The 15,379-nt window shown below is 76.2% G+C and carries 4 protein-coding genes and 1 pseudogene; 4 read left to right on the forward strand and 1 reads right to left on the reverse strand.

From position 1 onward, the window contains the following. Window positions 1–121 precede the first annotated feature (121 nt). From ACQEVS_RS03335 to ACQEVS_RS03350, 4 genes and pseudogenes are all read left to right on the forward strand, one after another. The gene (locus tag ACQEVS_RS03335; RefSeq protein WP_433014949.1) at window positions 122–3,565 is read left to right on the forward strand and encodes a non-ribosomal peptide synthetase; all 3,444 of its coding nucleotides are present in this window, start codon (window positions 122–124) and stop codon (window positions 3,563–3,565) included. Between the two features lie 65 nt (window positions 3,566–3,630). Then, a pseudogene (locus ACQEVS_RS03340) lies at window positions 3,631–4,301 on the forward strand (polyketide synthase); the annotation flags it as partial. Between the two features lie 6 nt (window positions 4,302–4,307). Continuing rightward, on the forward strand, window positions 4,308–7,790 hold the full coding sequence (locus ACQEVS_RS03345; RefSeq protein WP_433027216.1) for a type I polyketide synthase: 3,483 nt from the start codon (window positions 4,308–4,310) through the stop codon (window positions 7,788–7,790). A gap of 2 nt (window positions 7,791–7,792) precedes the next feature. Next, complete coding sequence (locus ACQEVS_RS03350; RefSeq protein WP_433014952.1) at window positions 7,793–14,407, forward strand: SDR family NAD(P)-dependent oxidoreductase; 6,615 nt, start codon at window positions 7,793–7,795, stop codon at window positions 14,405–14,407. Window positions 14,408–14,619: 212 nt separating this feature from the next. Here the strand turns inward: ACQEVS_RS03350 and ACQEVS_RS03355 are convergent, their stop codons facing one another. Continuing rightward, entirely contained in the window at window positions 14,620–15,360 is a 741-nt protein-coding gene (locus tag ACQEVS_RS03355) for an HNH endonuclease family protein (RefSeq protein ID WP_433014955.1), read from the reverse strand. Between the last annotated feature and the right edge of the window lie 19 nt (window positions 15,361–15,379).

The raw sequence follows: 15,379 nt of genomic DNA on the forward strand, positions 1-15,379 counted from the left end.
GAGTGGTACCGGAACCCCGGTGACCGCCTTTTCCCCGGAATTCCCCCGGAAATTCCCCCGCGTCCGTCCGCGGGGTCCGGCCCGCCGTCCCGCGGCCCGGAGCGAGAAACAGAGGACCGCAGTGACGCGTACCGAGGACCAGTCCGACCCCACCGCCGAGACACAACGTCGGGAACTCGCCGAACTGCTGCTCGCCGAGGCCGGGCTGACCGGCCGGGACCCGTCGTTCGCCCCGGTCGCCGTCGGCGCGGACGGCGACGGTACGGCCCCCGCGCCCCTGTCGTCGGCCGAGCGGCGCATGTGGTTCCTGCGCCGGCTCCAGCCGGACGGCGTCGCCTACAACCTGTGCGGCGGCGTCCGGCTGACCGGCCCGCTGGACCCGGCCGCGCTCGGCGCCGCCCTCACCGCCCTGACGGGCGCCCACGACATCCTGCGGGCCGTCTACCCGGCGGACCCCGACGGCTCCCCCTCTCGCCGGGTGCTGCCCCCGGCGCCGGTCCCGCTGCCGCTCACCGTCCTCGGGGACGCGCCCGCCGCCGAGCGCGCCGCACGGGCCCGGGCGGCCGTGCACGAGGAAGGACGGCGCCCCTTCGACCTGGGCACCGAACGTCCCGTGCGCTTCCGCCTGTTCCGGTTCGCCGACGACGACCACGTGCTGTCACTGACGGTGCATCACATCGCGTTCGACGACCTGTCGTGGGGCCGGGTGCTGGACGAACTCGCCCACCGCTACACCGAGGCCACCGGCGGCGCGCCCGCGCCCTTCACCCCTTCCCGCGTCCAGTACGCCGACTACGCCCGCTGGGAGGCGCGCCGGCTCGCCGAGGGCGCGTGGGACGGCCAACTCGCCCACTGGCGCGAGCGGCTGCTGCCCCACCCGCCGGCCCTCGCGCTCCCCGCCGACCTGGACCGCGGTGCCGCGCCCGCTACGGCGAGTGCCGGCACCGACGGCGTACGGCGCGACGCCCGCCTTGGCCCCGACGCCGCCGGGGCGCTGCGCGCGCTGGCCCGGGAGTCCGGGGTCACCCTGTACACCGCGCTGCTGGCCGCGTACCAGACGGCGCTGCACCGCTGGACGGGCGAGCACGACATCGCCGTCGGATCGCCGGTGGTCAACCGCGGCCGGGCCGAGTTCGAGGACGTCGTCGGGAACTTCGGCAACACCGTGGTGCTCCGCACCGACCTCGCCGGGGACCCCGCGTTCCGTACTCTGCTCGGGCGTGTCCGGGACGTCTGCGCGGACGCCTTCGCCCACCAGGACGTCCCGTTCGACCGCGTCACCGAGGCGCTGCGGCCCGCCGGCGCGGTGGGCCAACCGGCTCTGTTCGACGCGGTGTTCTCGTTCGTCACGGCGGAGCCGAGCCGCGTGCCCACCCCCGGCGTGCTGTTCGAGGAGCTGCCGCACCACAACGGCACCGCCCGCTTCCCGTTGGTCCTGGAGGCCCGGGAGGCCGCCGGGGACGTCGTCCTCGGGCTGACCGCTCGCGCCGACCTGTTCTCGCCGGCCGCCGTCGAGCGGCTGCTCGGGCAGCTCGTGGAGCTGTTCCGGGGCGCGGCGCTCGGCCCGGACCGGCGGCTGGGCGAACTGCCGCTGCTGACACCGGCGGAGGAGCGCCGGGCGCTGGCCGAGTGGAGCCGGACGCGCGACGAACCCGCCGAGACCCGGCCGCTGCACCGGCTGGTGGAGGAGCAGGCCGCCCGCACCCCGGACCTGGTCGCGGTGGTCGCCCGGGACGCCTCCCTCACCTATCGCGAACTCGACGCGCGGGCCGCTGAACTGGCCACGCGGCTGCGCGCTTCGGGTGCGGGGCCGGAGCGCGTGGTGGGCGTCCACCTGACCCGTTCGCCCACGCTGGTGGTGGCCCTGCTGGCGGTACTCAAGGCAGGCGCCGCGTTCATGCCGCTGGAACCCTCCTGGCCGGCGCTGCGGCAGGCGGACGTGGCCCGGGCCGCCCGGCCCGTCCTGGTGCTCACGGACGCGGCGACCACCCCGGCGCCGCCGCAGCTGGACGTCCCGGTGCTCGACCTCGCCGACCCGTCCGCCCCCGTCCACGCTCGGCCCTCCCCGGCCGTGGTGGACATGGAGAACGTGGCCTACGTCATCCACACCTCGGGCTCCACCGGCACTCCCAAGGGCGTGATGATCCGTCACCAGGCCATCTCCAGCCGCCTGGTGTGGCAGTCGCGGCTGCTCGGCATGACCACCGAGGACCGGGTGCTGCACAAGGCCCCGATGGGCTTCGACATCTCCGTCAACGAGATCTTCCTGCCGCTGGTCAACGGCGCCCGCCTGGTCCTGGCCGACCCGGACGCGCACGGCGACATCGTCCACCTCGCCGAGGTGATCGAACGGGAGGGCGTCACCTTCCTCTACATCGTCGCCTCCATGCTGGACGTCCTGTTGGAGCGGGACGACATCGCACGGGCCGCCCGCTCGATCCGCCACCTGTGGTGCGGCGGCGAGGCGCTCACCCCGGCGCTGTACCGGCGGTTCCGCGACCGGCTGGACGCCACGATGTACCACGGCTACGGGCCGGCCGAGGCCACCATCGGCGTCAGCTGCCACGTCTTCGACGAGCGGGCGGACGGCGCGACGGTCACCATCGGACGCCCCAACCCCAACGCCCGCCTGTACCTGCTCGACCGGGCGCTGCGCCCGGTCCCCGTCGGGGTGCCCGGCGAGCTGTACCTCGGCGGGATGCCGCTGGCCCGGGGCTACCTGAACGACCCGCGCCGGACGGCCGAGGCGTTCGTCCCCGACCCGTTCGCCGACGCCCCGGGCGGGCGGCTGTACCGCACCGGCGACCTGGGCCGGTACCGCCCGGACGGCGGGATCGAGTTCCTGGGCCGGGCCGACGACCAGGTCAAGGTGCGGGGGTTCCGCGTAGAGCTGGGCGAGGTCGAGGCGGCGCTCACCGCCCACCCGGACGTCCGGCAGGCCGCGGTCCTGCTGCGGACCGGCGCGCCGGGCGGCGACCGGCTGGCCGCCTGGTGCGTCCCGGAAGCCGGGGCGGAGGCGCCCGCCGCCGCCGCGCTGCGCGACTGGCTCGCCGCCCGGCTGCCGCACTACGCGGTCCCCGGCGAACTGCACGTCCTGCCGGCGCTGCCGCTGACCGGCGCGGGCAAGACGGACCGCAGGGCGCTGCTCGCCCTGGCCCCGGCGGCCCCGGACGAGGCGGCGACCCCGTTCGTCCGGCCGCGTGACGCCTTGGAGCGGGACATCACGGCCGTCTGGGCGGAGCTGCTGGGGCGGGACGACATCGGCATCCGGCACAACTTCTTCGACCTGGGCGGGCATTCGCTGCTGCTGGTCCGGGCCCAGGCCCTCTACCGGAGCCGGCTCGGCCACGACATCCCCCTCGTCGAGCTCTACGACCACCCCACCGTCGCCTCCCTCGCCGCCCGGATGTCCCACGGGACCCCGGCGGAGGAGGGGAACGGAACGGAGCTGGACCGGATCCGGGCGCAGGCCGAGCGCCGGCGGCAGACAGCGGCACGGCGCGCGGCGGTCGCCGGCCGGACGGCGCGACAGCGGGCGCAGGCGCCCGGGGAAAGGACGCGGTGAGGACCGTGAACAGCGACATCGCAGCGGACGGGCCCGACGAAGGCACCGATATCGCGGTCGTCGGCATGGCGGGGCGCTTCCCGGGCGCCCCGGACCTGGACGCGTTCTGGGCCGGCCTGACCGAGGGCCGGGAGGCGGTCGCGCCGCTCGACGACGCGACGTACCTCGCGGCGGGCGGCGATCCCGCGCGGCTCGACGACCCGTACCTGGTCAAGGTGGCGTCGGTGGTGGACGGCATCGACGAGTTCGACGCCGAGTTCTTCGGCTACCCCCGTCGGAGGCCGAACTCCTCGACCCTCAACAGCGGTTGTTCCTCCAGTGCGCCCACCACGCCCTGGAGCACGCCGGTTACGGGCCGGGGACGACGACGGGCGCGGTCGGCGTCTACGCCGGTGCCGTGCAGAGCCGCTACTTCCTCGACCACGTCCACCCCCGGCTGCGCGGCGCGGACAGCGTCACCCTGCACCACGCCCAGCTCGGCAACGTCAACAGCACGCTCGCCACCCGCGTCTCGTACGAGCTGGGGCTCACCGGCCCCAGCCTGTCCGTGCAGACCGCCTGCTCCACCTCGCTGGTGGCGGTGCACCTGGCCTGCCAGGACCTGCTCTCCCACCAGTGCGACACGGCCCTCGCCGGCGGCGTCTCCCTCAACCCGGCGCTGCGGCAGGGCTACCGCTACGTCAAGGACGGCCCGTTCTCGCACGACGGGCACTGCCGGCCCTTCGACGCCGACGCGACCGGCATGCTCGCGGGCGAGGGCCTGGGTGTCGTGGTGCTCAAGCGCCTCGCGGACGCCCTGGCCGACGGCGACCACATCCACGCCGTCGTCAAGGGCAGCGCGGTCAACAACGACGGTGGCCGCAAGGTCGGCTTCGCCGCGCCCAGCGCCGCCGGGCAGGCCGAAGTCATCGTCGCCGCGCAGGCGGTGGCCGGGGTCGACGCCGACTCGATCGGCTACGTGGAGGCGCACGGCACCGGCACCCCGGTCGGCGACCCCATCGAAGTGGCCGCGCTCACCCGGGCGTTCGCGGCCTCCACCGACCGGCGCGGCTTCTGCGCGCTCGGCTCGGTCAAGGGCAACATCGGGCACACCGACGCGGCGGCCGGGATCGCCGGGTTCATCAAGACCGTCCTGGCGCTGGAGCACCGGACCATCCCGCCGACCCTGCACTTCCGCTCCCCCAACCCGCTGCTCGGCCTGGAGGACGGCCCGTTCCACGTCCCCACCGCCACCCGGGCGTGGGAGAGCGACGGCCGGCCGCGCCGGGCCGGCGTCAGCTCGCTGGGCATCGGCGGCACCAACGCGCACGTCGTCCTGGAGGAGGCGCCCGCGCCCCGGCCCACGCCCAAGGACGACGGGGACGCGCTGCTGACACTCTCCGCCCGCACCCCCGAGGACCTGACGGCCCTCGCCGGGAACCTCGGCCGGCACCTCCGGGACCACCCCGGGCTGCCGCTCGCCGACGTCGCCCACACCCTCGCCGCCGGCCGCCGCGCCCGCCCCCACCGCCTCGCCCTCACCGCGGCGGACACCGCCGACGCGGCCCGCCGGCTCCTCGCCGCGCCCCCGGCGACCGGCCCGGCGGACACCGACCGGCCCGTCGTCTTCCTGTTCCCGGGCGCCGGCTCCCAGCACCCCGGCATGGGCCGCGGCCTGTACGAGCGGGAGCCCGTCTACCGGCGGGAGATCGACCGCTGCGCCGACGTGCTGCGCCCGCTGCTCGGCCGCGACCTGCGGGACATGCTGTACGGCGACGCCGCGCCCGCCGCCGCTCCCGGCGCCCCGGAAGGGGTCTTCCCGACCCTCGTCGCCACCGAGTACGCCCTTGCCACGCTGCTGATGTCGTGGGGCGTCCGCCCCACCGCGCTGCTCGGGCACAGCCTCGGCGAGTACACGGCCGCCTGCGTGGCCGGCGTCCTCGCCCCCGAGGACCTGCTGCCGCTGGTGGTCCGCCGCGAGGAGCTGTTCGCCCGCGCCGCCGGCACCGGCGGGATGCTGGGCGTCGCCCTCGGCGAGGACGCCGTCGCCCCCTACCTGGACGGCGGCCTTTCGCTGGCCGCCGTCAACGGGCCCGGCGCCTGCGCGCTGGCCGGTCCGGAGGAGGCGCTGGCCGCCGCGGAGGAGCGGCTGACGCGCGACGGGGTACGGCACCGCCGCATCCGCTTCGGGGCCGCCGCCCACTCCGCGCTCCTCGACCCGGTCCTCGACGCCTACGCCGAGGCCGTCACCCGACTGCCGCTCAAGGCACCGGAGATCCCGTACGTCTCCAACCTCACCGGCACCTGGATCACCCCCGAGCAGGCCACCGATCCGGCCGCCTGGGTGCGGCACACCCGCGAGCCGGTCCGCTTCGGCGCCGGCCTCGACACCCTCCTCGCCGACGGCGACCCGGTGCTGCTGGAGGTGGGCCCCGGCCGCGCCCTCACCGGGCTGGTCCGCGCGCGCGGCGGCGACACCCCCGTCGTCCCCGTGATGCGTCACCCGCGGGCGGAGGAGCCCGACCACCGGACGCTGCTGGACGCGGTCGGGCGGCTGTGGTCCCTCGGCGTACCGGCCGACGTCACCGCCGTGCACGCCGGGCGGTCCCCGCGCCGCGTCCCGCTGCCCGGCTATCCGTTCCGCCGCGCCCGGCACTGGATCGACGTCCACCGGCCCGCGGGCGATGCGGCCCCGGAGCTCCGGCCGGCCGCGTTCCCCGTCCCCCTGGCGGCGGAACTGCCCCGGATGACCCTCGCCGAGCAGCGGCTGCGCACCGAACACCCGCCGCTGCGCGACCCGGTGGAGCTGACCGCCCACCTCGACCGGCTGGCCGTCGCCCACGTGTGCGCGGTGCTCCGCGACGCCGGGCTGTCGCTCGCCCCCGGCACCGTCCTGGAGCGGGAGGACGTCCACCGGGCGTTCCGCACCGTCCCCGCCTACCGGCGGTTCCTCGACGCCCTGCTGGCCATGCTCACCGACGACGGGATTTTCCGGGAGGACGGCGGGCGCCTGCACGTCACCCAGGCCGCCGACGAGGTGGCCCAACCGGCCGCCCTCGCGCGGGAGATCCTCGCCGGCCACCCGGAACAGGCCGAGGACCTGGCGTTCCTGGAGCACTGCGTCCGGCACTACCCGCGGGTGCTCGACGGCACCACGGCCGGCACCGAGGTGCTGCTGCCCGACGGCGACGACGCCCGCCAGCGCGCCCTGATCGACCGGCGCCTCGCCTACAGCGACATCCCCCACTTCCGCCGGCTGATCGCCCGGACCGTCGCCCGGCTCGCCGCCGAGGCGGGCCGTCCGGTGCGGATCCTGGAGATCGGGGCCGGCCGCGGCTACCTCACCTGGGAGGTGGCGGACGCGCTGCGCGAACTCCCGGACGCCACCTACCACTTCACCGACCTCGGCCGGTCCTTCGTCCTGGACGGACAGCGCCGGGCCCGGGAAGAGGGGCTCACCGGCATGGAGTTCGGCGTCCTCGACATCACCAAGGACCCGGCCGGGCAGGGCTTCCCGCCCGGCGGATTCGACATCGCCCTCGCCTTCAACGTCCTGCACGCCACCCCCGACCTGCGGCAGGCCGTGCGCAACGCGGGCGCACTGCTCGTGCCGGACGGCGTCCTGATGCTGCTGGAGGCGTCACGGCAGCAGCGCTGGTCGCTGATGACGACCGGCCTGTACGAGGGCTGGTGGTACTTCGACGACGACCTGCGCGTCGGATCGCCGCTCGTCACGGCGGACCAGTGGACCGGGCTGCTGGCGGCCGAGGGCTTCGCCGACGTCACCGCCTTCCCCCGGGACGGCGGGCCGGACGGCGCCGACCACACGCTCGTCGCGGCCCGCCGCGCCCGGTCCGGCGCACCGGAACCCTCCACAGCCGCTCCGACGGGCCGTTCCTTCAACCAGCGGCCCGCGCTCTCCGTCCCGTACACCCCGCCCGGCACGGACCGGGAGAAGGACGTCGTCCGGCTGTGGGAGGACGTCCTGGGCATCGACGGCATCGGCGTGCACGACAACTTCTTCGACCTCGGCGGTGAATCGCTGCTGGCCATGCAGCTTTTCGCGCGGCTGCGCGACACCACGGGCGTGGAGCTGTCGCTGCAACGGATCTTCGACGCGCCGACCGTCGCCCGGCTCGTCCCGCTGCTCGACGCGCCCACCGCCGGGGCCGCGCCCCGCATCCGGCCCAGCGCCCGCCGCGCCCGGGCCGCCGCCGGCACCACCCGCGACCACAGGACGGAGTAGCCGTGTCCCCGGCCGAGACCAGCCAGCCCAGCACCGCCCCCACCACGCCGGAGGACCCGGACACCCTGCTCTTCCCCGCCTCCTACGCCCAGCAGCGGATGTGGTTCTTCCACCACCTCGACCGCGGCAACCCGTACTACAACATCCCGTTGGCGCTGCGGTTCACCGGCGAGGCCGACCCCGCCGCCCTCCAGGCGGCGCTCGACGGCGTCGTCGCCCGCCACGAGATCCTGCGCACGACCTTCACGGAGCGCGACGGCGAGCCGCACCAACTCGTCGCGCCGGCCGGCACCGTACGGCTGGAGACGGCGGAGCGCGCGGCCGAGGACGAGCACGCGTGGGCGCTGGAGTGGGTGGGCCGGCCGTTCGACCTGACGACCGGGCCGCTGTTCCGGGCCGCCCTGCTCACCACCGGGCCCGGCAGGCACCTGCTGCTGCTCTGCCTCCACCACATCGTCACCGACGGCTGGTCGCTCAACGTCCTCACGCGCGAACTCGCCGCCCTCTACCGGGAGCACCGCACCGGCGAGCCGGCCGGCCTGGAGCCGCTGGAGATCCAGTACGCCGACTTCGCCGAGTGGCAGCGGGAGCGGCTCGACGGCGCGGGGCTGGAACGCCGCCTGGACTACTGGCGGAAGCAACTCGCGGGCACCTTGCCCCCGTTGGAGCTGCCCACGGACCGCCCCCGCCCCCCGGTCCAGTCCTTCCGGGGCGCCCGCCTCGACTTCGAGCTGCCCGACGACCTGACCCGCGCGCTGCGCGCCACCGGCCGCGCCCACGGCACCACCCTCTTCATGACGCTGCTGGCCGGGGTGACCGCCCTGCTGCACCGCTGGACCGGACAGGACGACGTCCTCGTCGGCTCCCCGATCGCCGGCCGCGACGCCCCGGAGACCGAGCCGCTGCTTGGCCTGTTCGTCAACACGCTGGTGCTGCGCGGTGACGTGTCGGGCTCACCGACCTTCGCCGAGCTGCTCGCCCGCACGCGGCGCGCCTGCACCGGCGCGTACGACCACCAGGACGTGCCGCTGGACAAGCTCGTCGAGGTGCTCCAGCCGGAGCGCGACCCGGGCCGCAACCCGCTGTTCCAGGTCATGTTCGCCCTCCAGAACCCGCCGCGCCTCGACTTCCCGCTCCCGGGCGCCCACGTGAGCGCCGAGCCCCTGCCGCGCCACTCCACCCGCTTCGACCTGGAGTTCCACCTCTGGGAGGACGGCGACCGGCTGCACGGGTCCCTGGTGTACGGCACCGACCTGTTCGACGACGAGACGGCCGTCCGTACGGCGTCCCGCCTGCGCCGCCTGCTGGCGGCGGCCGTCCGGGCGCCGGACACCCCGGTCGCCGACCTGCCGTTCACGGACGACGAGCCGGCGGCTCTCGCGCCCGTTCCCGCCGACCCCGACACCACCGTGCCGGCCGCCTTCGCGGAGCGGGTCCGGCGGGAGCCGGGAGCGGTGGCGTTCGCGGGCGGCGGACCGACCCTCGGACAGCTCTCGGGGCGCGCCCACGCCCTCGCCGGGCGGCTCGCCGCCCGGGGCGTCGTCCGGGGCACGCGCGTCGGTCTGCGCCTCCCGCCGGGCCCCGACGCCGCCGCGGCCACGCTCGCGCTGCTGGCGCTGGGCGCGGTCTGCGTGCCCGTCGAGCCGGACCTGCCGGCCGCGGCCGCCCACGCGTGGCTCGCCGCGGCGGGCGCGGGGACGGTCCTGACCGACCGCCCGACGGCGCTCCCCGCGTCCGTCGAAGCCCTCGACCTCGCCGTACTCGACGGCGAGTCGCCCGGGACACCCCCGGCCCCGGCGGACGGACCGCGCGGCGCCGACCCGGCGTTCGTCCTGCGCGGCGTCGAAGGCCCGGTCGAGTACGGTCACGCCGCGCTCCGCGCGACCCTGGACCGGCTTCAGGACCTGGGCCGCCTCGGGGCCGGCGACACCGTCCTGCACCACCGCACGGCGCCGCTGCCCGACGCGGTGCACGCCCTGCTGTGGCCGCTGCTGCACGGCGCCGCCGTGTACCCCGCGCCCGACGCCGGCCCGGAGCGGATCGCGGACGGCGGGGTCACCGTCGCCCTGCTGCCGCCCACCGCGCTGGACGAACTCGCCGGTTCCACACGGTTGTTCAGGCTGCGCCTGGTCCTCACCGACGGCGGCCGGCTCACCGCCCGGCTCGCCGACCGGTTCCTCGCCGCCCACCCGGAGACCGTCCTGCACCGGCTGTGGGTGCTGCCGGAGGCATCCGGCAGCGTGGCCGCGCTGCGCTGCCGCCCGGGGCTCACCGACGCCGAACTCGCCGTCGGGAACGGCGATCAGCGGCAGGTCGCCGTCGTCGACGAACGCGGCCGGCCGCTGCCCGGCGGCGTCCCCGGCCGGCTGTCCGTCCACCGGCCGGGCGCCACCGCCCCGGAGCCCATCCCCTGGCACGGGCGCCGGCTCCACGACGGGCGGCTCGCCGTCGCCGACGACGCGCCGCCGCGCCTGGACGGGTACGCCGTCGACCTGCCGGCGGTCGAGAACGCCCTGCTCGCCGACGAGACGCTCGCCGCCTGCGCGGTGCTGCCCAGGACCACCGCCGACGGGATGGAGGAGCTCGTCGCGTACGCCGTGCCCACCGGCCCGTTCTCCGCCCGCCGGGCGCGCGACCGGGCCGCCGCGCTGCTGCCCGCCGCACTCGTGCCGCGCACGGTCGTCCCCGTGACCACGCTCCCCCGCGACCGTTCCGGCCGGCTCGACACCGCCGCGCTCGCCGCGCTGCCCGTCGTGGACGAGGACGCCGCGCCGGCCTGGGAACGGGAGCTGACGGCCGCGCCCGGCGGCGCGGCCGCCGCCGTCCTCGTCGAGGAGGCCGTCCCGGAGCCGGAGGAGCGCGTCCACGTCCCGCTGCCCGCCGCCGAGGACCGGCGGGAACCGGGACCCGGCGAGGAGGCCCCGCGGCCGTCCGTACCGGCGGACGGCGGGCGTCCGGCGGTCGCCGCCGGCCCGCCGGCCGTCGTACCGTCCGTCCGCACCCTGCCGGAGGCCCTGCGCCGCGCCGCCGGAGCGGACCGGGGCGGCATCGTGACCGTCGACCGGCACGGTGAGGAACACGCGCTGTCCTATGCCGAGTTGGCGGAGGACGCGGAACGGGTCCTGGGCGGCCTGCGCGCAGCCGGCATGCGCCCGGGCGACCGGGCCGTTTTCCAGTGCCCCGGCCACCGCGACTTCCTCACCGCCTTCTGGGCCTGCCTCCTCGGCGGCTTCGTCCCCGTACCGCTCGCCCCCTCCGACGGCTACACCGAGGACACGGCGTCCGTAGAACGCCTCGCCGGCGCCTGGGAGTTGCTCGGCCGTCCCCTGGTCCTCGCGGACGCCGCGACCGCCACCGGCCTCCGCGGCCTCGCCACCCGCCGCGGCTGGGGAACCGCCCTGCGCCTCGGCGTCCTGGACGAGCTGCGCGGCCACGCTCCCGACCGGGCCGCGCACCCGTGCACGCCCGACGACGTCGCCCTGCTGCTGCTCACCTCCGGCAGCACCGGCGCCCCCAAGGCCGTGCCGCTGCGCCACCGCAACATCCTGGCACGCTGCGCCGGCACGTCCACCGCCAACGGCTTCGGCGCCGAGGACGTCACGTTCAACTGGATGCCGCTCGACCACGTCGGCGGGATCGTCATGTTCCACGTCCGCGACGTCTATCTGACCAACCGTCAGCTCCATGCCCCGACCGGCTGGGTGCTGGAGGACCCGCTGCGCTGGCTCGACGTCGTCCACCGCCGCCGGGTGACCGTCACCTGGGCACCCAACTTCGCGTTCGGCCTCGTCAACGACCGTGCGGCGGACGCGGCGGGACGCGGCTGGGACCTGTCCTGCCTGCGCTTCATCCAGAACGCGGGCGAGGCCATCATGCCGCGCGTCGCCCGCCGCTTCCTCCAGGCGCTCGCCCCGCTCGGTCTGCCCGCCACCGCCATGCGCCCCTCGTGGGGCATGTCCGAGACGTCGTCGGCGGTCACCTACTCGGACGCCTTCACCCTGGCGACGACGTCCGACACCGACCCGTTCACCGAGGTCGGGCGCCCGCTGCCGGGCACCACCCTGCGCATCGTCGACGACGCCGGGGAGACCGTGCCCGAGGGCGTGCCCGGCCGCCTCCAGGTGAGCGGCCCCACGGTCACCTCCGGCTACCACGACAACGAGGAGGAGAACCGGGCCTCCTTCACCCCCGACGGCTGGTTCGAGACCGGCGACCTGGGGGTCGTCCGGGACGGCGCGGTCACCATCACCGGCCGCGCCAAGGACGTCCTCATCATCAACGGCGTCAACCACTACTGCCACGAGATCGAGTCGGTGGTGGAGGAATCGGAGCAGGTCGAGAACTCGTTCACCGCCGCGTGCGCGGTCCGGGACGCGGGGGCGACGACGGACGTCCTGGCGGTGTTCTTCCACCCGGCGCCGGGCGCGGACGTCGCCGCGACGATCCGGGAGATCCGCTCCCTGCTGGTCCGGCGGACCGGCCTCAACCCGCGCCACGTCGTCCCCGTCCGCCGCGAGGACGTGCCCAAGACGGAGATCGGCAAGATCCAGCGCGCCGCGCTGCGCCGCCGCTTCCACTCCGGCGGCTTCGACACCGCCCTCGCCGAGGTGGACCTGCTGCTGGGCAACGAGCGCACCACGCTGCCCAATTGGTTCCACGAGCGCGTCTGGCGGCCGTCCCGCCCGCTGCCCGGCCCCGCGCCGGACCCGGACGGCACGCTGCTGGTGCTCGCCGACCCCCTGGGGCTGGCGGACCTCCTGCTGCCGGAGCTCGCGGCGCGGGGCCGGCGCGCCGTCCGCGTCGACGCCGGGACGGAGTACGAGCGCGTCGCCGACGGCCGCTTCCGCATCCGCCTCGACCGCGCGGAGGATTGCGGCCGCGCCCTGGACGCCCTGGCGGCGGACGGCCGCACGGTCACGGACGTCCTCGACCTCACCACGTACGCCCCGCCCGCTCCGCCCAGTGACACGGTCTCCGTCGAGACGGCGGCGCTCGTCCACCTCGTCCAGGCCCTCGCCGCCCGGCGCGCCGACGACGCCCGGGTGACCCTGCGCGTCGTCGGGCGGCACACCCAGCACGCGGCGCCGGGTGACGTGGTCGACTGCGACCGGGCGTCCAGGCTGGGCCTGTTGGCGAGCCTCGGGCAGGAGCTGCCGTGGTTCGACGGCACCCACCTGGACCTCCAGGAGGCTCCCCCGGAGCAACAACTGCCGCACGTGCTGGCGGAACTGACGGCCCGCCGGGGTGACGCCGAGGCCGCCGTCCGGGACGGCCTCCGCTCCGTGCCGCGCCTGGCGCCCCTCCGTCCCCCGGCCGACACACCGGACCGGGCACCGTTCCGGCGCGGCGGGCTCGTCGTCGTCACCGGCGGACTGGGCGGCCTCGGCACGGAGATCTGCGCGCACCTGCTGGACGCGTACGACGCCCGGCTGCTGGTCCTCGGCCGTACCGGACTCCCGCCGGAGGACACGGCGGACGACCCCGCCACGGCGGACACCACGGCCGGCCGGCGCCTGGCCGCGTACCGCGCGCTGCGCGCCCGGAGCGAGCACGTGCTGTACGCGACGGCCGACATCACACGCGCCGACGAGATCCGCACGGCCCTCGGCAAGGCGGCGGACCGCTGGTCGCTCGCCCCGACGGCGGTCCTGCACCTGGCGGGCACGTTCCGCCAACGCCCTTTCCTGGAACAGACGGTGGAGGAGCTGGCCGAGGTCCTGGCCCCCAAGACCCTCGGCACCCGCGCCCTGCTCGACGCGCTCGGCGACGCCGCGGAGGAGACGCCCCTCGTCACCTTCTCGTCCGTGAACGGCACCTTCGGCGGCGCCATGGTCAGCGCCTACGCGGCGGCCAACGCCCACCTCGACGCGCTGGCCCGAGCGGGCCGCGAACAGGGCCGGCGGTTCACCTCGGTCGCCTGGAGCCTGTGGGACGAGACCGGCATGAGCGCCGGCCGCAACCTCGCCGAACCGGGCCGCGCCCGCGGTTACCGCCCGATCGGCCGCGCCGAGGGCGTACGGTCGTTCGTCCACGCGCTGCGCCTGGACCGCCCGCACGTCCTGGTCGGCCTGGACCCGTCCCGCCCCTGGATCCGCGGCGCCCTGGACGCCCCGGTCCGCCCGGCCACGGTCCTCACCGCCTACACGGAACAGCGTTCCGCCGAGGCGCGGCCCCCGAAGGACAGATACGGCACCCCGCTCCCCACCCGCGAGGTGACCCTCACGCCTCTCCCCCGCACCCCGGACGGCTCCGTGGACCGCGCCGCCCTCCACCGCACCGACCGCCCGGGCCCGGGCGCGGCCCCCGCGGGCAGGACCCAGCAGCTGGTGGCCGAGGTGTGGTGCGAGGTCCTGGGCGTGGACCGGGTGGGCCCGGACGAGAACTTCTTCGACCTCGGCGGCCACTCGCTCCTCATGGCCCGCGTCCACGGCTCTCTCCAGACCGCCCTGGACCGCGAGTTCTCCATGGTGGACCTCTTCCGTCACCCCACCGTCGCGACCCTGGCCGCCTTCCTCGACACCCCGGCCACCGCACCGGCCGAAGCCCCGGCCACCCCCGCCTCGGACCGCGCGGCCCGCCGCCGCGCGGCCCGGGCTCCGGGGCGCAGGCGGCGCTGATCCGGCGCACCGGACCGGGAGCGCGCTCGCGGTACGCCGGCGCGCTCCCGGCAGCATGCCCCCGACGGCGTACCCCCGGCGGGCGGACAGCGGTAGGCGGACGGTGACGCGCGGACGGCCGTGTCCGGCAGCCCGGGCCGCCCGCCTATCCGCCTATCCGCCTGCCCCCTGCCTCCATGCTTCAGCGCGGCCTCGGTTGCGGCAGGGCCGCCTCAGTGCTTCAGCGCGACCTCGGGGCTCTTCGCGGTGGGCACCGGGCGGGCGGGGCAGGTGCGCAGCACCTTGGCCATCGCGTCGTGCTCGGCGGGTGTCACCCACAGCTTGTACTGGCGCTTCACCGCGATCTGCCGGGCGACGTAGTCGCAGGCGTACGTCTTGTTCGCGGGCAGCCAGTCGGCGGCGTCCTTGTCGCCCTTGCCCATGTTCGCCGGGCCGTCGGCGGCGACGAGGTTCAGCGGGTCGTTGGCGAGGGCCTCGCGCCGTGCCTGGGGTAGCTTCTGCGCACCGGTCTGCCAGGCGTCGGAGAGGGCGACGATGTGGTCGATCTGCACCGCCGAGGACTGGGCCCCGCGCCGGAAGCGGATGGTCCTGCCGGTGTACGGGTCCGCGAGGGTGCCGGAGGTGACGGTGCATCTCGCGGAGCCGTCGAGCTTCGGGTTCTTCAGGTCGCGGCGCAGGATGTCGTTGCGGGTGTCGCAGCCGTTGCCGGAGCCGGGGGCGTCGGTCCGGTCGGACCACGCCTGGCCGAAGTGCTTCGTCCGGTCGTAACCGGCCTTCGGCGCCGCCTTCTTGACCGGCAGTTCCGCCAGCGCCGCCTTCACCGAGCCCGGCTTGCCGTCGGAGGGTCCGCCGGACTTGTCGTCCCGGCCCTGCGAACACGCTGTCAACAGCACCGGCAGCAGCAGGGTGGCGGCGACGGCGCCCGCGCGCCGGGGGCTGGTCTGGAACGGCACCGGTGTCTCGTTTCGTGCG

Source organism: Streptomyces sp. CA-181903, from assembly GCF_050937075.1.
Lineage (GTDB): Bacteria > Actinomycetota > Actinomycetes > Streptomycetales > Streptomycetaceae > Streptomyces.